The 23,661-nt window shown below is 34.1% G+C and carries 16 protein-coding genes; 10 read left to right on the top strand and 6 right to left on the bottom strand.

What is annotated here, in order from left to right; genetic code table 11:
- The first annotated feature begins 211 nt into the window (after window positions 1–211).
- The 3 genes from CN692_RS12625 to CN692_RS12615 all read left to right on the top strand — a co-directional run bounded on the left by CN692_RS12625 (window position 212) and on the right by CN692_RS12615 (window position 4,515).
- On the top strand, window positions 212–1,579 hold the full coding sequence (locus tag CN692_RS12625; protein WP_257131641.1) for an MFS transporter: 1,368 nt from the start codon (window positions 212–214) through the stop codon (window positions 1,577–1,579).
- A gap of 32 nt (window positions 1,580–1,611) precedes the next feature.
- Complete coding sequence (gene hutH, locus CN692_RS12620) at window positions 1,612–3,171, top strand: histidine ammonia-lyase (RefSeq protein WP_098119521.1); 1,560 nt, start codon at window positions 1,612–1,614, stop codon at window positions 3,169–3,171.
- A 126-nt stretch (window positions 3,172–3,297) separates the two neighbouring features.
- On the top strand, window positions 3,298–4,515 hold the full coding sequence (locus tag CN692_RS12615) for a helix-turn-helix domain-containing protein (protein ID WP_179874430.1): 1,218 nt from the start codon (window positions 3,298–3,300) through the stop codon (window positions 4,513–4,515).
- A gap of 25 nt (window positions 4,516–4,540) precedes the next feature.
- Here CN692_RS12615 and CN692_RS12610 read toward each other — a convergent pair whose 3' ends face one another.
- Entirely contained in the window at window positions 4,541–5,314 is a 774-nt protein-coding gene (locus CN692_RS12610; protein WP_098119519.1) for an SDR family NAD(P)-dependent oxidoreductase, read from the bottom strand.
- 139 nt (window positions 5,315–5,453) lie between these two features.
- On the opposite strand from CN692_RS12610, the gene CN692_RS12605 reads away from it, so the two are divergent.
- Window positions 5,454–5,828, top strand: coding sequence for a MerR family transcriptional regulator (locus CN692_RS12605; RefSeq protein WP_098119518.1), 375 nt, complete (start codon window positions 5,454–5,456; stop codon window positions 5,826–5,828).
- A gap of 131 nt (window positions 5,829–5,959) precedes the next feature.
- Here the strand turns inward: CN692_RS12605 and CN692_RS12600 are convergent, their stop codons facing one another.
- A complete protein-coding gene (locus tag CN692_RS12600; RefSeq protein WP_179865481.1) occupies window positions 5,960–6,730 on the bottom strand; it encodes a cytochrome c oxidase assembly protein in 771 nt (256 codons plus the stop codon).
- Window positions 6,720–7,193: a DUF2243 domain-containing protein gene (locus CN692_RS12595; protein ID WP_098119516.1), complete on the bottom strand. Its 474-nt coding sequence runs from the start codon at window positions 7,191–7,193 to the stop codon at window positions 6,720–6,722. The genes CN692_RS12600 and CN692_RS12595 overlap by 11 nt, the downstream gene beginning before the upstream one ends.
- A 156-nt stretch (window positions 7,194–7,349) precedes the next feature.
- On the opposite strand from CN692_RS12595, the gene CN692_RS12590 reads away from it, so the two are divergent.
- The 4 genes from CN692_RS12590 to ligD (CN692_RS12575) all read left to right on the top strand — a co-directional run bounded on the left by CN692_RS12590 (window position 7,350) and on the right by ligD (CN692_RS12575) (window position 12,328).
- The gene (locus tag CN692_RS12590; RefSeq protein WP_257144024.1) at window positions 7,350–8,582 is read left to right on the top strand and encodes an MFS transporter; all 1,233 of its coding nucleotides are present in this window, start codon (window positions 7,350–7,352) and stop codon (window positions 8,580–8,582) included.
- A gap of 696 nt (window positions 8,583–9,278) precedes the next feature.
- The gene (gene ku, locus CN692_RS12585) at window positions 9,279–10,115 is read left to right on the top strand and encodes a non-homologous end joining protein Ku (RefSeq protein ID WP_098119515.1); all 837 of its coding nucleotides are present in this window, start codon (window positions 9,279–9,281) and stop codon (window positions 10,113–10,115) included.
- Window positions 10,116–10,128: 13 nt separating this feature from the next.
- Window positions 10,129–11,073, top strand: coding sequence for a non-homologous end-joining DNA ligase (ligD, locus tag CN692_RS12580; protein WP_098119514.1), 945 nt, complete (start codon window positions 10,129–10,131; stop codon window positions 11,071–11,073).
- 10 nt (window positions 11,074–11,083) lie between these two features.
- On the top strand, window positions 11,084–12,328 hold the full coding sequence (gene ligD, locus CN692_RS12575; RefSeq protein WP_098119513.1) for a DNA ligase D: 1,245 nt from the start codon (window positions 11,084–11,086) through the stop codon (window positions 12,326–12,328).
- 39 nt (window positions 12,329–12,367) lie between these two features.
- Here ligD (CN692_RS12575) and CN692_RS12570 read toward each other — a convergent pair whose 3' ends face one another.
- Together CN692_RS12570 and CN692_RS12565 are read right to left on the bottom strand one after the other, a co-directional pair.
- The gene (locus CN692_RS12570; protein WP_218923550.1) at window positions 12,368–14,023 is read right to left on the bottom strand and encodes a ribonuclease J; all 1,656 of its coding nucleotides are present in this window, start codon (window positions 14,021–14,023) and stop codon (window positions 12,368–12,370) included.
- Between the two features lie 170 nt (window positions 14,024–14,193).
- Window positions 14,194–14,400: a hypothetical protein gene (locus CN692_RS12565; RefSeq protein ID WP_098119511.1), complete on the bottom strand. Its 207-nt coding sequence runs from the start codon at window positions 14,398–14,400 to the stop codon at window positions 14,194–14,196.
- A 169-nt stretch (window positions 14,401–14,569) separates the two neighbouring features.
- Between CN692_RS12565 and CN692_RS12560 the strand changes: the two genes are divergently transcribed.
- A complete protein-coding gene (locus CN692_RS12560) occupies window positions 14,570–15,196 on the top strand; it encodes a HEAT repeat domain-containing protein (protein ID WP_098119510.1) in 627 nt (208 codons plus the stop codon).
- Window positions 15,197–15,470: 274 nt separating this feature from the next.
- Window positions 15,471–19,766: a S8 family serine peptidase gene (locus CN692_RS12555; protein WP_098119509.1), complete on the top strand. Its 4,296-nt coding sequence runs from the start codon at window positions 15,471–15,473 to the stop codon at window positions 19,764–19,766.
- Between the two features lie 307 nt (window positions 19,767–20,073).
- Here the strand turns inward: CN692_RS12555 and CN692_RS27035 are convergent, their stop codons facing one another.
- The gene (locus CN692_RS27035) at window positions 20,074–23,583 is read right to left on the bottom strand and encodes a S8 family serine peptidase (protein WP_098119508.1); all 3,510 of its coding nucleotides are present in this window, start codon (window positions 23,581–23,583) and stop codon (window positions 20,074–20,076) included.
- Window positions 23,584–23,661 lie beyond the last annotated feature (78 nt).

Raw genomic sequence — 23,661 nt, 5'->3', positions numbered from 1 at the left:
TACCAAAACAGACCCATATGCATATTTCAGCAATATTGTGCTAGTAATCCGAAACTTTATCTAGAGATAATTTTATGAGTAATTATTATAATTTATTAAATATAAAGAATATTTTGTAAGCGCTTTATGGACATAAAGTAAGTAGTTATTTATTACTTACTATTTTTTAAAACTTAATTTTATCTAAATAGTTAAATAAGGGGGTATTTTTTTGAAGGAAAAAACATTTATGATGGATGATGCACCGCTTAATAAATTTCATATTCGGATTACTGCGCTTACGTTTGGATCGAATTTTTCAGACGGCTATGCGTTAGGAATTATAGGTATGGCACTTTCGCTACTTGGCCCACAAATGAAGTTAAATTCAGTTTGGGAAGGGTTAATCGGTAGTTCTGCTTTAATCGGACTTTTTTTCGGTAGTTTGTTTTTAGGCGGATTGTCAGATCGTATTGGTAGGCAGAAAATTTATTTAGCAAACTTTGTGATTATTACAATTGCATCTGCCCTGCAGTTTTTTGTTCACGATCCATATACGCTATTTGCATTAAGGATTTTAATAGGTGTAGCACTTGGTGGGGATTATGCTGTAGGATCAACTTTACTAGCGGAGTTTGCACCTAGAAAGTATAGAGGGATGTTATTATCTTCATTAAACGTTTTATGGACAGTTGGATATGTAGCCTCAAATCTAGTAGGCTATTACTTAGAAAAAACGGGTCCAGACGCATGGCGTTGGATGCTAGTAAGTGCTGCACTTCCTGGTTTGATTGTCTTACTGTTACGTTTTGGTACACCGGAGTCTCCACTTTGGTTATTAAAAATGGGTCGTGTTGAAGAAGCACGTGCCATCGTTCGGAAGTATATTGGTGAAAATGCTATAATGGATGAAACAGTTGGTACTCATTCTAAACAAGCATACAAAGTTACGGATTTATTTAATAAACAGCTTTGGAAACGTACGACATTCGGATCGCTTTTTTATATGTGTCAAGTAGTTCCTTATTTTGCAATCTATACGTTTCTACCAACTATTTTAAGTAAATTGGGATTTGAAGAAACATTTGGGGTGGATATGGTACTGAACTTGTTCCTTTTAGTAGGGGCAGTTGCTGGTGTTTGGTGCACTGAAAAATTAACTCGTAGAGGATTTACAATTAATACATTTATTATTTTAACGATTTCATTATTTGCTTTAACAGTTTTACCGCCAGGACTACATACAATCGCAATCATTGTCTTTGCAATCTTTACTTTTGTAATGTCTGCAGCATCTAATTTAACGTTAGTTTATCCTGCTGAATTATTTCCTACAGAAGTTCGTGGAACTGGAGTTGGATTGACAACAGCAGTTAGTCGAATTGGGTCAGCTATTGGGACTTTCTTATTACCTATAAGTGTTAGTTCAATGGGAATGGCACCTTCAATGATTGGTATGTCTATCATTTTATTTATTGGTACGATTGTTTCAATCGCTTGGGCACCTGAGACAAAATCACTATCATTAAATGAAGCTAGTAATCCTTTACTTGAAGAGGATTTAGTTGAAACGAATAAACAATCAGTATCGATCCATTAAACGAAGATATTCAATATTAAGAGGTGTAAGTGATGGCCAAGAACGATTTTATTCATCCAAAAAATATTAAAGAGGTTATTCTTGGAGATCATGAGTTGTCGATAAACGAAGTGATTGCAGTTGCAAGATATGGAGCAAAAGTATCATTCACAGAAAACTACATTCTTAGAATAAATCATTCTCGTAATTTAATTGAAAAGTTCCTTGAAGAAGAACGAGCAGTTTATGGAGTAACTACTGGCTTTGGAAGCAATGTTACAGAAGTGATTTCTAAGGAAGATGCACATACTCTTCAACGTAATATCGTCCGATCTCATGCTGTTTCTGTAGGTGAGCCACTTGAAAAAGAAGTAGTAAGAGCTATTCAATTAATGATTTTAAATAATATAGGACATGGCTATTCAGGAGTTCGAATAGAAGTTTTAGAGTTAATTGCTTCACTGCTGAACAATGACATATTGCCTTTTGTTCCTGGCGATGGTTCAGTTGCATACTTATCTCCTGAAGCACATATGGCATTAGTTTTAATGGGTGAAGGAAAAGCGTGGTATAAAGGCGAGTTACTGAGTGGCTTTGAGGCATTAGAGCGGGCTGAACTAAAGCCAGTAACTTTTGAATGCAAAGAAGGATTAGCACTTTTAAGTGGTACTACTTCAGTAACGGCATTTGCAATACTATCTAACTATAATGCAATTCAAGCTGTAAAAACAGCAGATGTCGCAGGAGCCTTGTCATTAGAAGCACTTAAAGGTACGATAAATGCTTTAGATCCACGTCTTCACTCGGTAAAAAAACATAAAGAACAAGCAAATACTGCTCGAATCATTTCTATGATTTTACATGATAGTGAGATCGCAGAGCAGTATAAAGACTATCGATTACAAGATGCACTTAGTTTAAGATGTATACCACAAGTTCATGGTGCAGTTAAAAAAGTATTTAAAAATACTTTGGAAAATATAAAAAATGAAATGATTTCTTCAAGTGATAATCCGATTATATGGCCGGAGGAAGAAGACGGCATTGCATTAATGGGCGGGAATTTTGACGCCTCTTATATAGGGATTGATGCAGATACGATGTGTATAGCAATGGCAAATCTAGCCAAAATTACAGAGCGTCGTATCGATCGACTAGTAAATTATCATGTAAGTGAACTTCCAAGTTTTTTAGTTGCCAATCCTGGTTTAAACAGTGGCTATATGATTCCGCAATATACTGTGGCGGGGCTGCTTAATGAAATAAGAGTTCTTTCGCATCCTGCAACAATTGATAATACACCTACATGTGCTAACCAAGAAGATGTTGTTAGCTTTGCTTATTATGCTGCTAGAAAAGCATATCAAATTTCTAAAAAACTTGAGCATATTTTAGCAATTGAGCTGATGGTTGCGTCTCAGGCTCTAGATTTCCATGATGCATTAAAACCATCACCAGTAACAGCAAGTATTCACCAGTTAATTAGAAATCAAGTTCCAACAGTCGAAGAGGACCGATATTTTTATTCGGATATTGAGATAATTTGTCATCTGATTCATGAAGGTGAAATTATTTCACTTGTTGAAGAGAAAATAGGTGTCATGGAATTATGAAAATGTTAAAGAAGCAGTTATACTCTAGAGTACAACTGCTTCTTTTTTTTCATTTATTCAAAGTTCAAATTTACTAATAATCGCTAAACTAAGACACTAAAAAATAGTTAAAAAAGGGGAATGAAAATGAATCGAAATGCCACACAATCAGCTTTTTCAAATTTGTTACTCTCTGGCACACTTGTCCATGTAGGAACTTTTGATGAGGTTCAAAAAAGATGTGGCATTAATACTTGTCCGAACGTTGTAATGGTGATTTCTATTGATCGTTATCCTGATTTAGTATTAGAAAGCCCAGTGCAATGGAAAAAAGATATTGGCCATAAGCTCATTAATCAACTTGAACAAACGATAGAAGTTCCTTATTTATGGAATTGGATAGAAGAAGGGGTAATTGCTCTTTTAATTGAACTGGAAGAGAATGATAGTGAGTTAGAATTCAATAAAAAGATTTATAGTATGGCAGAATCTATTCAAAATTCGTTAGAATCTATTCAAATTACGGTTTCTATTGGTATTGGTAAAAAATACAGTGATCCGCATCTTTTATTCCATTCATTTGAAGAGGCAAGGAAATCGATGTCAGGTCGTTTTTTCCAAGGGAACAAGCTGATTTTTCATAGTGGAATTAGACCTGTGGAGGAAAATAGATTAAGGGTACTTTCAACCGAAGACCGAATTGAATTACTAGCACTTGTTCGAATGGGTGACGAAGATGGGGTCGTAAAACAGTTAAATACTTTTCTTGATAAAGTAGCGAATGCATGTAGATTAAATGAAGATGTATTTAAGACTGAAGTAGTCGATTTAATCATGTTAATTTCAAGAGTTGTTGTAGAGTCCGGGGTGAGTGCAACACTCATAATGTCGAAAAACGCACAAATAATTCAAGAACTGTATCATATTATTCGTTATGATAAATTCGTTACTAAGGTTTGTGAATATGCCTATTGGTTAACAGTCCAAATATTTAACTCCTTTAATAATCAAATGACACCGATCATTAAAAAAGCAACTAAATATATTATGGAAAATCATCAATCAAGTATTACACTTGAGGAAATTGCACAATATTGTTGTTTAAGTAAGTATCATTTTAGTCATCTGTTCAAAAAAGAAATGGGAACAAGTGTAATCGATTTCTTAAATAGACTTAGAATCGAAAAATCGATTTTTTATTTAGAAATGACTGATTTAAACATGCAAGAAATTGCGACCCGAATTGGTTTTCAAGATTCAAATTACTTTAGTCGTATATTTAAAAAATATATAAAAAGTAGCCCTACAGAATACAGGGCTACTAAATATCCACATTTAATAGGGCAAGGGGTAGGGAATACGTGAGAACTAAGGGTTTCCCTATTTCCTCTTATTCTGTTCTTTCTAGCCTTGAAGCATAAGGGTAGAGAGGATCTAATAATTGGAATTCATATGTAATTCCATCAACCTTTCCTACTACCTTTTCACTGTCATACAGGTCCAACATGAAACCAGCCATTTCTTTGGCAGTATGATATTTTGGTAGAACGCCCTCAAATTTGATGTTTTCTTCTAAATCATATGATACTTTCGCAAATTCCGTTTCAGTGGCTGCAGGTGCTAAAACTTTTGCTTTCATTTTTGCACCTTGCTCTTTTAATTCATGGGCAAGTCCTTCTGTAAAAGCACTAACATAAAATTTAGTTGCGCAATATGTGATGGCATTTCCAATAATCGTGTATCCACCACCTGATGAAATATTAATTACTTGTGTGCCTTCTACTGTTGAATAATCACGTACATATAGTGAAGTTAAAATCGTTAAGGATTCAATATTCAAATTAAGCATGTTCTCAATCTTTGATAAATTTTGTTCTCCAACTGATGCAAAATTCCCAAAACCTGCGTTATTAATCCAAGTTTCAATTTGATATTCTTTAAGCCCTTCATATAACTCATACGCGTTTTTAACAACAGACAAATCAGCGGTTTTAATCACAACATCGAGATCAGCATTTAATTTTACGATTTCAGATTTTAACTTTTCAAGCTCTTCCGTTCTACGTGCAACAACGATTAAATTTTTACCACGAGCAGCGAATGCAAGTGCCGATTCATATCCAATTCCTGAACTCGCTCCTGTAATAACAGTATATTTTTTCATTTTAATTCCTCCTAATAAACTTGTTTATACTAAAATTAAATTAGTTGTGTAACATTTACAGATTCATTATACTGGTTAGAGTAAACTCTAAGTCAAACTGTTTTTTACTTAAATATTATTACTATAACTGGAGGTCTCTATGTACTCAATTGGAGAAGTTGCTAAGGCGTTAGGAATAAGCACTCATACATTACGATATTATGAAAAAGAAAATATCATACTTCCAGATCGAACTACTAATGGTGAACGATTATATTCCGAATCACACATTAAGTGGTTAAGATTTGTCCTAAAGTTAAAAGAAACACAAATGCCCATTAATAAAATTAAAGAATATGCACATTTATATACAGAAGGTGATCACACCTCACTAGCTAGATTAGAATTATTAGTGGAGCATAAACAGTCAATCGAAAATCAGTTAAAAACGTTAAATGAAACGAACCAAATGCTAGAGCAAAAAATTAAATCTTATAAAGATTTTATTCATAAGAATAGCGAAGTCGAAAAATAAAACCTTAGTCGGGCTATCCGATAAGGTTTTATTTTTCACACTTTTTTTGAGCCAAGAAATCAAAATTCGCATTTTAAGATTATTTTGTGCATCCAATTCTAGAATATTGTTGGTAATTAAGTCCATTTACATTAACTCATTTGTTTAGTAAAAGCAGTTGCTTTATACCAATTAAAACAAAGTACAATTATTATTAGCAAATCGATAAAGTCTCCTCCGTAGTACATTAACACTGCTCCAGATTGAACATCATAAAAAGAATGATCTAGCCCGTTCGAAAAAAGTAATTTCGATAAAATATCATGACCAGCTAATGCAATGACCATAATCAATGAACGAAAAATAAAGCTGTATTTATGGGAGGTTGGTTCGATTGAAATAATTGAAGTTGTAAACAAATATCCCGCTAAAAACAAATGAATATGTAAAAGTACTAACAGAGTTAGATTGTTATGAATTAAATAAAAAGCTTGAGAAGTGTAAAGAACCCAGAGACCTCCAATGTTTAAAATCAAAGTACTAACAGGATTAGTTAATAGTTGGACTGGAGTACTTCTCAAAACTCGCGATAAACGCCTAGCATGTTTAATTGGTAGTGATATAAGTAATAATGTGATTGGCCGAGATAAAGCTATAAAAAAAGGTGCCAACATTCCTAATAATAAGTGCATAATCATATGGAAAACAAATAGATGATGACTTAAGTTTGCTATAGGTCCAATAACAGAAACTAATATACAAAGCATTCCTGTTACCCATAATATAGAACGAGTTTTCGGCCAATCATTTTTTTTATTATTCGTTGCAGCTAATAAATAACTAAAAATTAAAAGTGTTATTAACAAGATAATAAAGAATTCAAATGCATTCAAATGAAAGTAATGAAAAAATTTATTGTTCAATTTGACCACTTCTGTTTCGCGTTTTAAATAGTAGAATGATACCGATCAAAGTCATAACAGTGGCAGTAATATTCCAAGTTAAATCGTAAGGAAGAGGATCAACATTATATCTGATTTGGTGAAGTTTCAACCATTTATGCTGAACGGTTCCATCATAAAGCTGGAAAATTCCTGCTCCAAGTAACAAACCTCCAAACCATCTTTTAAGATAGAGTGCTTTTTTTCTTCTTAAATTTGCAAACAAAAATAAAGATGCAATTGTTGCAAACCAACTAAAAGCATGAAATAGCCCATCTGAAACTAACCCTACACTAGTAGTTGACTTATCGTAAAAGTGGTGCCAGTGAAGAAGTTGATGAAAAACCACCTCATCAAAAAATGCCACCAACCCAAGCCCGAATAAAACGCCTGAATATAGATTTAGATGTAAATAATGATTTGAAGTATTAGTTTGAATTGTCATAAATAATTGCTCACTTTCTAAAATGGTATTTTTTACATTTTACCCTTTCATTTACTTATCAAATCGTAATTAGTAAAAATTACAATCGAACGAAATACAATACTTGGGGAAAATGAAGATTGTGATTGTTTTTAGTTTCTTAATTGCGGAGGTTGTATGAATAAAACACAAAAGCGGAGTTTATGGGCTCTATCTACAGTACCTCTAGTAATGACTTTAGGTAATTCAATGTTGATTCCCGTACTACCAAAATTAGAACAACAACTAAATATATCAGGATTCAAAGTATCGATGATTATTACTGTTTATTCAGTCTTCGCGATTATTCTTATTCCTATAGCAGGGTATTTATCAGATCTTTTTGGACGGAAAAAGGTTATTATTCCAAGTTTAATTATTGCTGGAATTGGTGGGACTATTGCTGGTTGGGTATGCTGGAAATTAGAAAATCCATATACGTGGTTGATCGTTGGGAGAATTGTTCAAGGTATCGGCTCAGCAGGGGCAATGCCAGTAGTTATTCCATGTGTAGGGGATATGTTTAAAGATGAAAAAGAAGTTAGTAAAGGGCTAGGTTTAGTTGAGACATCCAATACTTTTGGGAAAGTACTAAGTCCAATACTTGGGTCAGTATTAGCAGCAGTCATTTGGTTTTTGCCTTTTTTAACAATTCCGTTGCTATGCCTTATTTCAATTATTTTAATTTTATTATTTGTAAAACCTCCAAAACAACAACCAAAAGGAAAAAAAGATAAGAAAAAATTAAAATTATTTATAAGATCAATCCGGAGAATATTTCGTAATAATGGTAAATGGCTTTATACAACATTTATTTTAGGTGCCATCATTATGTTCGTTTTATTTGGAATGCTTTTTTATCTATCGTCAATTTTAGAGAAGCGTTATCAAATTATTGGTATTTTAAAAGGCTGCGTATTGGCAATTCCTTTGGCAGCATTATCATACACATCATATAAGACAGGTAAAAAAATTGGAAACCAAAAAGAGGCAATGAAAAAGTGTATCGTCATTGGTTTCATTCTTATTAGCCTTTCTTTTGTAATTCCTATTTTTATGAAAAGCATTTATATGATTATTACGAGCTTATTAATAAGTGGAGTGGGAATTGGATTGTCACTACCAAGCTTAGATGCATTAATAACAGAGGGAATTGAAAAAGAAGAAAGAGGAACTATTACGTCTTTATATAGTTCTTTACGATTCGTAGGTGTAGCTGCAGGACCGCCAACCTTTGCATTTTTAATGAAAAAGCCAGACAACTATATGTTATTTTTATCAATTATTTTAGCTGTAATTGGCGTTATTTTAGCGATAAAATTTATTAAACCAAAACAAGAACCAGAACCAGTGACACAAGGTAACAAGTAAAGTTCACTTATTTATTAGTGAACTTTTTTCTTTTGTATTGAGATAAAATTCAATATTGAAAATTGAAGTTACTGATAAGGGGTTCATGAGTAACAAAAAAAGGTAGAAAACTGAAAAAGAGTTACTTATAAAGGGTTCATGAGTAACAAAAAAGGTAGAAATATGAAAAAGAGTTACTCATAAAGGGTTCATGAGTAAGTAAAAAGGTAGAAAACTGAAGAAGAGTTACTCATAGAGGCTTCATGAGTAAGTGAAAAGGCAGAAAACTGAAAAAGAGTTACTCATAAAAGGTTCATGAGTAAGTAAAAGGGTAGAAATCTGAAAAAGAGTTACTCATAGAGGGTTCATGAGTAACAAAAAAGGCAGATATATGAAAAAGAGTTACTCATAAAAGGTTCATGAGTAAGTAAAAAGGTAGAAAACTGTAAAAGAGTTACTCATAAAAGGATCATGAGTAAGTAAAAAAGTAGAAATCTGAAAAATGGTTACTCATAGAGGGTTCATGAGTAAGAGAAAGAGCATAAATCTAAAAAAATGTTACTCATAAAGGGATAATAAGTAAGTTCACTTATTTATAGTGATATTTTTTAACTTCTATTTTTATCGAGTTTAAAAGAATTGCTAAATAGAGCTAATTGAATTAAACCTTTTCTTTTAACAAAAGCTATTCTTAAAAATGATAAAGGTAGTGAAAGTATGCATACAGTTTGGAAGGGTACGATCAGTATGGGATTAGTAACGATTCCTGTTAAATTATTTTCTGCTGTTGAAGACAAGGATATTAAGTTTCGCCAATACCATAAGGATTGTAAATCGCCGATTTCATATAAAAAAGTGGCTAGTTGTGATGAGGAAGTAACTCAGGAAGAAATTATTAAAGTTTTTGAAACACCGAATGGTCGGGTAGTAGAAATAACTGAAGAGGAAATTAATAAGTTAAAGGAAGAATTTGAGCTGAAAACTGTATCAATAATTGATTTTGTTAAGCTTGCAGAAATCGATCCTGTGTATTTCGATAAAACATATTATATTGGCCCAGATGCAGGGGGTACAAAGGCATATGCGTTGCTTTCAGAAATATTGAAGAAAAGTAAAAAAATCGGTCTTGCTAAAATAACAATTCGAAGCAAACAGCATTTAGCTGCGATTCGACCTTACAAAAACGCAATTATACTAGAGACTTTACATTTTCCAGATGAGATTAGAGCAATCGAAAGCCTTCCTGGCGGTGTTCCTGAAAAAGCTGGATTGGCAGAGCGCGAGTTACAGGCTGGAATGATGCTAGTTGAACAATTAACGACGACTTTTAGCCCAGAAAACTATACAGATACATATCGTACGGCGTTGGAGCAATTAATTTCTGAAAAAGTTAATAAAAATGATTATATAGCAACGGGTCAAGAGCAACCAGCAGAACAAAAAAATGTTGTTGATTTAATGTCGGCATTACAAGCTAGTATTGATCGAACAAAAGGACAGGCAACACCACCGAAAAAGCCTAAGACAAGAGCTCCAAAAAAGGCAACGAGTTAAATAGGAGGCAATAATGGAGCTAAATCCAATTTTTCCTTTTGAACCAATTGCCACTAATTCAGTTCCAGCTGGTCCCGAATGGATCTCACAAATAAAATGGGATGGAGTAAGGATCCTAACATATTTTGATGGGACGGAAGTTAAATTATTTAATCGCAAATTAAATGATCGTACAAACATATTTCCAGAACTAACGAATCTAAAATCTTATACTGCTGCACAGTCAATCATTTTAGATGGAGAAGTCATCGCTTTAGATCAAAATGGCAATCCATCTTTTCATGAGGTTATGCGTAGAGATGGAATTCGACGTCTGGACCGAATCGATTCAGCTATTGAAGCCGTACCAATCTTCTATATGATATTTGATATTCTTTTTTACAATGGTGAATGGGTAACTGATCTGCCATTACAAGAAAGACAGGGGCTATTATCAGATGTAATTGAACCAAACAAGCACATACAAGTAGTTCCAAGCAATACAGATGGAGTTGCATTATTTGATGTTGCGAAACAACATGGTTTAGAAGGAATTGTATGTAAAAAACTCACGAGCAAATATTTAATTAACGGCAAGAACGATGCTTGGCAAAAAGTAAAAAATTATAAGGATATTATAGCTGTCATTGGCGGGGTAACATATCGGTCAGGTGTTGTTAACTCAGTTTTAGTTGGGCTTTATAATGAGAAAAATGAGTTCATCTATATTGGACATGTGGGAACAGGAAAATTGACGAACTCAGATTGGAAGGATCTTACGACGGTAATTGAATCAATCAAAATTGAAAAAAATCCGTTTAGTAATCAGCCAAAAAGAATAAAAGAAATTCAATGGATTCAGCCATTGTTAACGGTTAAAGTTCAATTTATTGAATGGACTGAAGGACATTCATTGCGACAACCAAGTATTCAAGCGTTTGTTGATAAAAATCCTAAAGAATGTACTTTTTCAGATTAGAGGGCAAGGAATGAAAAAATCCGTATTTAGTAAACGAGATCGAAATTATATAGGTCTTTTCTTTATTTTAGGATTTGATTTAAAGCTAGAGAAATTCTTGGTTGGGGTCATAAAAGGAAATGATATTGTACAAATTGGCTCTTTCTCAAAAGGAATTAGTGAAGATGAAAAGCGCATTTTGATTCAAGCTATAGAAGCTAATAAAAAGGGGACGGAAAATAATTTAATTACGGTGGATCCTGGGATTTGTATTGAATTGGAGTTTCAAAGTATTGTAAATGAAAAATTAAAAAATGCAAAATTTTTATCATTTCAGTTACAGCAAGCATGGAAAGAATGTACTTGGGATGGCCTGCTGTTAACTAATCTAATTGCGGAGCAAGAACTAGCACTCACCAGTCCGGAAAAGGTAATTTGGAAAAGTCCTTATATAAATAAGGAGAGTTTTTTATCATATTTAGCCCAAATAGCTATTTATATGCTTCCATTTCTGAAAAATCGTTTATTAACAACGATTCGTTTTCCTAATGGAATAGAAGATGAATCTTTTTTTCAAAAAAATTGTCCAGAATATGCTCCAAGTTTTATTAAAACTGAAGAACAAGAAGGAAACAATTTTATCATTTGTAATGATGTATCAACCTTACTCTGGTTAGGGAATCAACTGGCAATTGAGTACCATATCCCTTTTCAAACATATGATGCGGAGAATCCGAATGAAATCGTATTTGATTTGGATCCACCTAATACGGATGCTTTTTCATTAGCTATAAAAGCTGCATTGGAAATGAAAATAATTTTTGACTCTTTTCAAATTAAAAGCTATCCAAAAGTGTCCGGAAGTAAGGGGATTCAAATTCATATTCCAATTAAAGAAAATTCACTAACCTATGATGATACAAGAGTATTTACATCTTTTATTGCGCATTATTTAATTGAGAAATTTCCAGATGATTTTACGATAGAAAGATTAAAGAAAAATCGAAACAACCGTCTTTATATTGATTATGTACAGCATGCAAAAGGAAAAACAATTATTTGCCCATATTCAACAAGGGGGAAGGAGAAACCGACAGTTGCAGCTCCTCTTTTTTGGGATGAGGTAAATGATGAATTAAAAATTGAAACTTTTACAATTCCTTTTGTCTTAAATCGGTTAGAAAATAGTCCTTGCCCAATGGAAGACTATTTTGAGCAAGAAAATATTTCATTAGTGAATTTAATTTCTAAAATTAAAGAAAGCCAATTAAAGTAAAAACTCCCTAAATAAAATTTGTAGGGAGTTTTTTTGATTTTATATTTCAATAATAATCGGCAAAATCATTGGTTTTCTCTTTGTTTTATTAAATAAAAATTGCCCAAGGGATTTTTTAATATTTTGCTTCATAACGCCCCATTGGAGTTTGTTTTCATCAAGTAATTCTTTTACAGAAGATATGGCGATTTTATTTACTTCCTTTAGTAAGCTTTCAGAATCACGAGCATAAACAAATCCTCTTGAAATTGTATCAGGGCCAGAGATTATTTTTCGTTCAGCCTTATTAATCGTAATGACGATTACAAGCATGCCATCTTCAGCAAGTTGTTTTCGATCTCTTAATACGATGTTACCAACATCACCAATTCCCATTCCGTCTACGTAAATATTTCCTGCTGGTATTCTTCGGCTTTGAATTGCCTCTGATTGTAAAATATCGACAACATCGCCGTTTTTAATGATAAAGATATTTTTGCGTTCTACTCCAACTGATTCGGCAAGTGCACGATGATGATGAAGCATTCTATATTCGCCATGAATTGGAATAAAGTATGTTGGTTTCATTAATGTTAGCATGAGTTTAAGCTCTTCTTGATAAGCATGTCCGGATACATGCATTCCTGTTGAACTTCCTGAGCCATATATGACATTTGCTCCGAGATTGTAAAAATTATCGATAATTCGCGAAACGCCACGTTCATTACCAGGTATTGGAGAAGCAGCAAAAATTACAGTATCACCAGGATAAACATCAACATCTCTAAAGCTAGAGCTAGCTAATCGAGCAAGAGCGGCAAGCGGTTCTCCTTGGCTACCTGTACATAAAATTGTAATGGCTTCAGGTGCAAAATTATTAATTTCATTCGTATCAATCAACAGACCCTCTGGAACGGTTAAGTAGCCTTGCTCCATAGCAACTTGAACTACGTTAACCATACTTCTTCCAAGTAAAGCTAACTTGCGATTTGTGATAATCGATGCATCAACAATTTGTTGAACTCTGTGAACATTAGAGGCGAATGTTGAAATAATAACTCGCTGTTTTGCTTTCATAAAAGCATCAATTATATGTTCGCCAACAATCCGTTCAGATGGTGTTGAGCCTGGCCGTTCAGCATTTGTGCTCTCTGATAATAGTAATAGAACACCTTTACTACCGATTTCAGCCATTTTATGAATATCTGGATATTGATTATTTACAGGAGTTAAATCAAACTTAAAATCCCCGGTGTGTACAACCGTACCTTCAGGCGTTTCAAATGCAATCCCTAAGCAATCGGGTATACTATGATTCGTTTTAAAAAATGAAGTTGAAAAGTGTTCAAATTTAATAATTGAATCGGAGTCTATTAAAATTAGTTTTGTTTCACCAAGTAGTCCATGTTCCTTCAATTTTAGTTCGATTAATCCTAGTGTTAATCTAGAAGCATAAACTGGAATATTTAGTTGCTTTAAAAGGTATGGGATTCCGCCGATATGATCCTCGTGACCATGCGTAACAAATAAGCCTTTAATTTTCTCTTGGTTTTCTTTTAGGTAAGTTATATCTGGAATGATCAAGTCAACACCCAATAAACTCTCGTCCGGAAATTTCGAACCACAGTCTATTAGAATGATTTCTTTTAAATATTGAATGGCATACATATTCTTTCCAATTTCATTGATACCGCCCAGGGCAAAGACTGATAGCATACTTTTTGTTGGACTCAAAATCTTATTCCTCCTAGTACTTTGAGAAGTAGTAACATTTTCCCTCTAGAAATTGCCATATTTTTCTTAGTATGTACGGAAGAATTAAAATCATTCAAGTGATGGTATGTGCACAAAAAAATGAGTCGTTGCAAACCGACTCACTTTTCGTATTACTCTTCAAAATAATTTTTAAATGGTTTTTTAGGTGTATGCGTTTCGTTTCGATAATAAGGATTATCTTCAGTAGAATCTTTTGGATCCAAATTCGTTTTTATGACTAATGTCGGTCCAGTTGTACCATGCTCAGCAATAATTCGATCATTTAATTCGTTGAAATCGGGAAGTTTTTTATTCCCTGGTTGTATTGGTTCGGACATTTTTAAACACCTCCTGACAATAGGATGGTTTCTTCATTAGAAATTATGTATTTAGTCTTTGAATCAATAGACTTAATTAAATTGCATAAGTCGTGTACTAGCCTGAGCCACGGTACATACTGATAAATACTAATAATAGAAAAAGGTCAGCTTGAAAGGTGGAAGATGAATGACAGTAATAGAGAAATTAGCAAGTGCTTTAGACCGTAGAGACGAAGAACCAAACATCGAGTTAGCAACTCAAGTTGTGGTGCATAATGATGAAGAGGCAGTAAAAGAGTTGATTGAACACCTTTCTAATAAAAATAAAAACATCCAAAATGATTGTATAAAAGTTTTATATGAAATCGGTGATCGCAAACCTTCTTTATTAATTGATTATTCAAATGAATTTTTTTCACTCTTAAATAGTAAAAGTAATAGACTTCAATGGGGAGCAATGACCGCAATAAATAGTATGACAAATGATGTCCCTGAAATCATATTTTCTAATATAGAACAAATCATTGGAGCGGGTGATAAAGGTTCAGTCATTACGAAAGATCAAGTTGTGAATATCCTTATTAAACTATGTTCTATTAAGACGTATGAAGAAGTGACATTTAAGCTATTAATTGATCAATTAGTTAAAAGTCCAACAAACCAGCTTCCGATGTATGCAGAGAGATCAATGGACATTATTAATGAAGAAAATAAACATTTATTTATTGAGACACTTAATTCTAGGTTGGATGATATTGAAAAAGAGACGAAACGAAAACGAGTTGAAAAGGTCATTAGAAAGTTAGGCAAATAAAACTTTAAAAACCCCTGAACCTGATATTAACATTTTTACGTATAGAAAAAGCAAACGGATTAGTGTAGTGCTGGCCGTTTGCTTTTTTTTATCTAAATCTTTTTCTATTCCCTTAAATCTGCATTTTCTTGGTCTTGCTTTTGGGGCTTTTTCTCCTTTTTTGTTGAAAATGTTCGAATTATAAAAAAATTTGAATTTGATGGGATTTGTTAAAAATAAAATTCTGTCAAATGTCATTATAATAAAGCTATAAATAGAGGGGGGAAAGAAAAAGATGAAAAAGAAAATGAAAAAAAATGTTACAACCCTGGCAATCACAACGGGTCTTGTAGCTAGCGTATTTAATCCAATTTCGGTTACACACAATGCTAATGCACAATCAATGTCAAAGGTGGAACAAGTTTTATCAGCACTTACACCAGCTCAACGCGAGGCTATTAAACAATTAAAAGTTAGTGAGAAATCTGGGCTTCAAGTATCACCAGATTTAGATTTAACAAGTGATGCTCAAACATCAATCATTGTCGAATTTAAGGACAAGCCAGCACAAACAGCAGTAATGGTAGCAGAAACTGAAGGAACAACTCTTTCTGAAACAGATGCACAAGCAAAAGTTGACGCTTCACACGAAACATTTAATCAAGATTTAAAAACAATTTTTAGTAAAGAGTTAAAAGAAAAGAAAAATCCATACAAAATTAAACGTTCTTACAAGAAAACATTTAATGGGGTTTCAATGACACTCCCTGCTAATAAAGTAAAATCATTACTTAAATCGAATGCTGTTCAAGCAGTATGGAGTGACCTTAAAGTTCAACTAGATGATCCAACTACTAAAGTACAAGGCTCTGGAGAACAAGGTCCAACTCATAATATGGTAACATTCCCTGGAGTTGAAAAGCTTCATGAAGAAGGGTATACAGGAAAAGGTGTAAAAATCGGTATTCTTGATACTGGTATTGACTATAATCATCCAGATTTAAAAGGTGCATTTAAAGGCGGATACGATTTTGTCGATAATGACAATGATCCAATGGAGACATCATATGCAGATTGGCAGAAATCGGGCCAACCTGAATCAAACGGCAGTGAAGCTTATTACACTGAGCATGGAACACATGTAGCAGGTATTATTGCAGGTCAAGGTAAAAACAATGCAGACTATGCGGTAACAGGCGTTGCACCGGATGCTGATATTTATGCTTATCGTGTTCTAGGAGCATATGGTTCTGGTCAAACTTCAGCTATCTTAGCTGGTATCGATAAAGCAGTTGCTGACGGAATGGATATTATTAGTATGTCACTAGGTGCAAACTACAATGATCCGTTATATCCTACGGCAATCGCAGTAAATAATGCAGTTCTTGCTGGAGTAACAGCAGTCGTTGCAGCAGGAAACTCTGGAAATAAAATGTATACTTTAGGTTCGCCTGGAAATGCTCCTTTAGCAATTACAGTTGGAGCAAGTGATACTTCTGTTACGATTCCAACGTATACAGCAACTGCTCATCCGTCAACAGGTGATTTATCTGCTAATCTGAAATTAGCTGCCCAAGGAAATACTGATAATTTGGCTGATTTACAAGGACAAACATTAAAATTAGTAAATGTTGGTGCTGGTGCGGATACTTCTTATTATAAACGTGATGCTAATGGTAACTTAACGATACCAAGAGATGTGAATGGAAAAATTGTTATTGCAAAACGTGGTAGCTTTGGTATAGCAGATATCGTCAATACTGCTAAAAAGCATGGAGCAAAGGCAGTTATTTTAACAAATGCAGATGGAGATGCTCTACAGGACGTATTTTTAGGAAATACATTTGGATATATCCCAACGTTTTTAATAAATAGCAGCCAAGGTAATGCAATTGCTAGTAAATTGCCATTAACTACAGCAATGTTAGATTCTACAATCGATTTTACATTCGGAAATATGAGTCAAATAGTTACAACAGGTAATAAATTAGCAGACTTTAGTTCTCGTGGTCCTTCACGTGTACTTTATGATATTAAACCCGAAGTTACTGCACCTGGTGTTTCTGTATTCTCAACTGTACCAGCATATATGCATAAGGATAATAACGGTAACGCATTAACTGATTATCAAAATGCTTATGAACGCTTATCAGGTACATCGATGGCAACGCCGAACGTTTCAGGGGTAGCAGCTTTATTAAAACAAGCTCACCCAGACATGACGCCAGCGGATATTAAAGCATCACTTATGAATACAGCTGATCCGTTAAATGACAAGTATAGTGTATATGAAGTAGGGGCAGGTCTTGTAAACCCATATAAAGCTGTTCATGCACAAACTGAAATTCAAGTGAAAGACAAGACGAAAACGTTAAGCAGTAACGCTAAAGATACTGATGGTACGATTACGCTTGCAAGTAAAGGCATCAAAACAATTAAAAACATTACTGGAGCAATAAGCTTTGGTGAACAAGCTGTTGAAGGTAAGGATCTTTCAGATTCACGTTCAATGACGATCTTTAATAAGGGATCTGAAGATAAAACATTTGATGTAAAGGTTCAATTCCAAACTTTGGATGCACGATTCACAAATGATTCTAGAGCGGACCAAGATGCTTCAACTAATGGAGTTACATTAGATGTGAAGTCATCATTAAAAGTTAAACGATACAGCAGTGCGAATATGGATGCTACAATTAATGTTCCTAAAACTGCAAAGCTTGGAACATATGAAGGATATGTAGTATACACGAATCAAAAAAATCCTGACGAAACATATAAAGTTCCATTTGCTATTCATACAGTAAAAGAAGGTATCGACTATGTAACAGGTACCCCATCAGCATTTACAATACCGTATGAAGCTGGCAGTAATGCGACAAAATGGTCAATTGGAGCAAGCTTTAAATTAAATTCTCATATGCGTACGTTCGATTTCTTCTTAGTAGATCCAAAAACAAATGAAGAAATCGGTTATCTTGGTACAGCAGATGGTATGGGCGCAGATGAAAATATTGATTATTATTTCCAAGGAGTATTAAATGGTGGTAAATATAGTCCATTAACTGGAGATCCAGATAACCCTATTGCATTTGGTTTCAATGAAATAGATCCAGGCCTATGGAAAATTAGATTGGTAGGAACAAATGATAAAGGTGAAACATTCACTAAAGATGCTCCAGTTTATTATGGTGAAAAAGAGCCAAAAGTTACTATGAACTACGAAGCAGGTCAAATTGTAGAAACTGCTAATGCAACTGATAAAACTGTTTCGGTAACAGGAAATGCATTTGACAAAAACATTGCTGAAATGCAAGCAGCAGGCATTACTGCTTCACAAGGCGACAATAAAATGTATTACTATAATCCAAATACTTCATCTGAAATTAATATTCCAGTAGATCAAAATGGTAACTTTAATTCAACTATTCCATTGGCTACAGCTGGACCAATATCATTGCCAATCACTGAGTATGACTTCTACGACAGAGATAAATCAACTGTCGAAAATTATGGAAGCTTTAGAGATATTTACTTTGTAAAAAAAGGAACTGCATATACGTCAGCGATTTCTGATAAACAAAGAATCAACATGGGGGATTCTACAACAGTAACGTTCTCAACGAAAAATTTAACAACTAATGTGAAAAAAGCTGAATACTCATTCTTATATCCAGCTAAGTTCTTAGATGTTACGAATGTAAAAGCACATGGATCATACGATGGAAAACTAGATGTTAAATATACTAATACAGCTTTCAACACTACTTACAATGTTATGACAATCACTGCAACAGCAACTGGTGATCTTGCTACGACAGGTATTGTTGGGGATACTTCTTTAGTAGATTTGACTTTTAAAGCAAAAGACCAATACTACAAAGGAGGAATGCAGTTCGAAGATCCAACTGGTGCTTCTAGATTCTTTAAAGCTGTCTATACAAATGTGGATAATAGTACTGTAACAACTCAAGGTATTCAACCTTACTTCTATATTACTCCTACTTATTCTCTTATGAGGGGAGCAGTTCAGCCAGAAGGATTAGCTGTGGGGCTTGACAATTTAGGGAATGCAATAATGAAGAAACTTGATTATAATAAGGCTGGTTCAAAAATTAGTGTGAAAGATGCTAATGGTAAAGAGTACGGAGTATCTGATCCATTAGGATTTAGTGCATCTGCTCCAGAAGGCTTTACATCTAGATTACCAATTACAGAAAAGCCGTTTACATTATCAATTGATGTACCAGGTCACTTCACTTTCAAGAAAGATTTTACAATTGGCTTAAAAGAAGATGGTAAAGTGACTGCTGGATCTAAACCAGTTGACTATAGCTACATCCCTGGTGGTGATGTGAATAAAGATAATGTAATCGACGTGAAAGATGCTCTATACATCCAAACATATTGGGGCACAAATAAACGTGATGCAGATATTAACTATGATGGTGTAGTTGATGAAAAAGATATGCAGTATGTAATTGATAACTACTTTATGCAAAATCCATGGGGTGACAATACAGTTAAGCCTGCTAAGAAATATAAAGGTGAAACTTTAGACGACGTTTTAACGGATCTTGGATTAGAGTAATTGAATAATAGTTTCATATTAAAATCGGTAGCGATAAAATTCGTTACCGATTTTTTAATAGAAGTTGTAAAAATGAGGGGGTAAGGGGAGAGTAACGATTATCTTTTTTGATTTCTCCAGTCACTTAATGAAAATTCGGCAAGTCATCCTACTTTTAATGTCTAAAATACTATTCTCTTACTGGGGACCTTAATTCACACATATTCTAAGTTGGATTTTTGATTACCTAAATAAAGTAGATGATCGTTTAAGAGAGTATATAAAAAAAGCTATCAAAACTTTTGGAATGATAGCTTTTTTAGCGTTTCTATTGAAGTACAGTAACTTTTTTAGGCGTAGACGTAATTTTAAATCCATCCTTCGCAACAACTTCAGCAGTGATATAGTACGTACCATTTGGTAGTTCAGGTTTTGGTGCCCAAGTGGTATGAACTTCTTTTTGATTTTTAATTGCGAATGTATCAACAATATTACCGTTCGCATCTTTTACATAGAATGTCCAGTCGCTTCTGTTTTGAGCAAAGTAATTAACACCTGCAAGTCTATCTTTATTTAAATTAGTAGAAGGGGAGACGTTAGTGTTTGAAAGAACCATCCACTCGCTCATATATTTTGAGCTTTGATCTCCCCAAACTGTATAAGAATGATTAAATGCATTGTCAGCACCTATTACAACAATACTTTTTGGTTCTGCATTCACTGTTAATGTTTGTGCTGCTCCCGGCGTATAGTTAGTACCATTAACCCAAACAGAAGAAGCAACATAACCACTTCCATTTACATTATCAGTACCTTTCCAAGAAATTTCGTATTTTCCATTCGTTGGTGTTACTTTAATGTCCGTAACACTTGGTAGAGTAGCATCTACTATTACTGGCATTTTTACTTCTTGTGGTTTTGCACCTGGGTAGTCTAAAGTTGTTCTGACTACATATTGGTATGTTCCATCAGGTACAAGGTTTCCAGATTGATCTGTCATATTCCAATAATAGCTATCTGAGTAGCCATAATCACCATAGGACATAATATTTTTTCTGAATTTCCATGGAGTTCCTGTGTACTCACTAAAGTCTCCTAAGTAATTCACCATTTTGCCTTTTGCGTTTTCGATATACATTTCTGTTTTTTGTAAGTTTCGTAATGCTGTAAATCCGGCATAAATACCATGCATGTAATAGTTCGGTGAGATTGCAATTTTGTTTAAATTAAACGTTCCAGTTTTCGCATCATAACCTTTTGGTGCACTTCCAGAATTTTCATCCCAAAGTGCTGTATAGCCTAAAAACGCATCTTTATCCCAGGCTGGAGCATCAATGTTTCGTGGTTCATCCCAACTACCATTAAAGCCCATATAAGGAATTGATAAAGGTACTGCTTTCGTTGAGTCCTTTGGTATAAGGCGAACAAATCCCTCAACAAATGCATTTTTTCTTAATGTTCTAGGTAAGCGAATTTCTACGTTTAAGTTCTTCTCTTGTCCCGGTTTAATTTTAAATGTAGTACCATCTGTGCTAGATACCTTTTCATCATTTACATAGATTGAAGCACCTTCAATTTGTTTGCTACTTAAAGTTAAATAATCTTTTGAATCTAATGTACCATCACCATCTAAGTCAAATTGCTTCGTTTCAGTTGCATCTGTTAATAAGTCTACATTAACTGTATACTCATATTCTTGTTTTGGATTCTTTGCTTCAAGCGATTGAACGTTTAATTTAAAAGTCGTTCGGTCATTTTTAATTTCTTTTAATGCTACTGCGCTAGCTTGCTCAAGTGGAGTATCTTTTCTTGTTACGATAACAGGCGTACTAATCGCATTTTGAATTTGCATTAAACCAGAACCTTGAACACGTGGTGAATAAGGAACTTCACTATTTGTTCTAGGATCCATAACAATTTTAGATGTATTCATTAACGCAACTTTAGCTTTTAAAGCTGTATCTTCTGAATGCTGCAATCCTTTTTCATAAAGAGACTGTAACACCAATGCTGATCCACCTACAACATGAGGAGTTGCCATCGATGTACCACTCATTACTTCATAATCATTTCCAGGAACAGTCGAATAAATATTTCCACCCGGAGCAGAAATTTCTGGTTTAAAATCTAATGTCGATGGTGTGCCATATGATGAAAAACTAGACATTTTGTTTTTATTAACATTTTCAACCCAAGTGCCACCTGCTAATTTCATTTTTACGATTTGACCGCTAGTTAGTTTGTTAATTAGCTCTTGTCCGACAGCTTTCCCCGTCGTTGCAGCCGGTATTGAAAGTTGACTAAAGCCTAAGTATGAATAGTCATTTAAAACATCAGGTGGGATTACAATAACTGCTTTTGCTTTATATTTTGCTGCATTAAATTGAACAAAAGAATATGAAGTATACTGATTTTTCATTTTTGCTACAACGATTTTACCTTCTACGTTTTTATCAGTAAAATCAGTTTTATTCGATCCTTCACCTACATATACCATTTCATACTCTTGACCAAGAGTTAAGTTTTTAGAAAGCTTAAAATTCACACTTGGAGCAAACATTGTTTGGTCTTGGAAAGGTAGTTTAAAACCGTTTGCATCTGCCAGTGTATTTAAATGCATTTGCGTATTTTCATAGGATGCGACTGATAAAGCAAAAGGACTAACACCTGGCGCACCTACTGTCCCAATATCAGGATCTTCTGCATATGGTTGTTGTGCAGAAGGGTAAGGTAATGGAAACTCAGAGCTATATGCCGAATTACCTGCTGCTACGACAACTAGTGTACCTTGTTCTGTTGCAACACGAATTGCTTTTTGAATAGGATCATCATCTTCACTTACATAACCTGCATCTACACCTAAACTCATATTGATTACATCTGCACCCATCGTAACAGCATGTTCAATACCAGCGATAATATCGTCCTCATAGGCACCTGTATCATTATCCGAGAATACCTTTTCAGCTAATAACTGTGTACCAGGAGCTATACCTTGAACACCATCTTTTGATTCGTCACCATTTGCACCAATGATACCTGAAACATGTGTACCGTGCGGACTACCATCACCTCTAGGAATAACATCAGTATCATGATCAGCCCAGTCATATCCAGTAGGAACTTTATCCGTATACCAGATATCACCTACAGCGGTAGCGTCTAGTTTACTTTGAATGCCAATTTTAGTTAATTTTTCTTTTTGTTTACCTTTTTCTGTAATTGTCATGTCTTTATGTGTGTAGTCGATACCAGAATCAACTACCGCCACAAGTAATCCTTCACCTTGATAACCGTTTTGATTCCACACTTTTTGAGCTTGTACTAATTCTTTACTAGCTGCCATCGTTTCGTGGTATGTTCTTGCAATATGTACGCCAATTACACCTGGAGCCTTCTTAATCTCATTCAAGTTTTGATACTCGGTCTCAACGCTGAATCCATTAAATCCTTCATAAAAGCGCTGTTTTAACTTTGGAGAAATTGATTTAGCTTTATTATTCTTTTGGATTACATCCAATACTTTGTCTTGTTTTTCTTTAAATAATGCTCTCTTTTGAGTTTGAGAAACAGTAGAAGAAGATGGCTCTGCAACTTCTACGATAAAACGTACTTTGTCAGTTGGCTTGTAATCCTTTGCTGCATTCTTAGCATTATTATATAGATTTTCTTTCCCTTTTTGGGCCGTAGTAAGTAATTGTGGCTTTTGAACGGCTAGATGTTTAGATAGGGGTGTCGATTCTTTGCCGTAAGCGAGAGAAGTATAAGATGAAAAAATTAATGAAGATATAGCGGCCGTAGTCATTACTTTAAACGCACTCATTTTACTGATTTTCATTAAAACTCTCCTATTCATTATTAAAATTATGTAAGAACTATGATTCTTTAACGCCTTAATAAGAGATTGCTAGTTACG

This window comes from Bacillus sp. AFS002410 (assembly GCF_002556365.1).
GTDB lineage: Bacteria > Bacillota > Bacilli > Bacillales > Bacillaceae_G > Gottfriedia.
The sequence above is the reverse complement of the archived record's forward strand: the minus strand, read 5'-3'. Positions and strand labels throughout refer to the sequence as shown.

What these genes read in the sequence shown, in the direction of transcription:
- CN692_RS12560 (WP_098119510.1), top strand. Translation starts at nt 14,570, where the DNA reads ATGACAGTAATAGAGAAATTAGCAAGTGCTTTAGACCGTAGAGACGAA.
- CN692_RS12595 (WP_098119516.1), bottom strand. Translation starts at nt 7,193, where the DNA reads ATGACAATTCAAACTAATACTTCAAATCATTATTTACATCTAAATCTA.
- CN692_RS27035 (WP_098119508.1), bottom strand. Translation starts at nt 23,583, where the DNA reads ATGAAAATCAGTAAAATGAGTGCGTTTAAAGTAATGACTACGGCCGCT.
- CN692_RS12555 (WP_098119509.1), top strand. Translation starts at nt 15,471, where the DNA reads ATGAAAAAGAAAATGAAAAAAAATGTTACAACCCTGGCAATCACAACG.
- CN692_RS12570 (WP_218923550.1), bottom strand. Translation starts at nt 14,023, where the DNA reads ATGCTATCAGTCTTTGCCCTGGGCGGTATCAATGAAATTGGAAAGAAT.
- hutH (WP_098119521.1), top strand. Translation starts at nt 1,612, where the DNA reads ATGGCCAAGAACGATTTTATTCATCCAAAAAATATTAAAGAGGTTATT.
- CN692_RS12610 (WP_098119519.1), bottom strand. Translation starts at nt 5,314, where the DNA reads ATGAAAAAATATACTGTTATTACAGGAGCGAGTTCAGGAATTGGATAT.
- ligD (WP_098119514.1), top strand. Translation starts at nt 10,129, where the DNA reads ATGGAGCTAAATCCAATTTTTCCTTTTGAACCAATTGCCACTAATTCA.
- ligD (WP_098119513.1), top strand. Translation starts at nt 11,084, where the DNA reads ATGAAAAAATCCGTATTTAGTAAACGAGATCGAAATTATATAGGTCTT.
- ku (WP_098119515.1), top strand. Translation starts at nt 9,279, where the DNA reads ATGCATACAGTTTGGAAGGGTACGATCAGTATGGGATTAGTAACGATT.
- CN692_RS12590 (WP_257144024.1), top strand. Translation starts at nt 7,350, where the DNA reads ATGAATAAAACACAAAAGCGGAGTTTATGGGCTCTATCTACAGTACCT.
- CN692_RS12565 (WP_098119511.1), bottom strand. Translation starts at nt 14,400, where the DNA reads ATGTCCGAACCAATACAACCAGGGAATAAAAAACTTCCCGATTTCAAC.
- CN692_RS12605 (WP_098119518.1), top strand. Translation starts at nt 5,454, where the DNA reads ATGTACTCAATTGGAGAAGTTGCTAAGGCGTTAGGAATAAGCACTCAT.
- CN692_RS12615 (WP_179874430.1), top strand. Translation starts at nt 3,298, where the DNA reads ATGAATCGAAATGCCACACAATCAGCTTTTTCAAATTTGTTACTCTCT.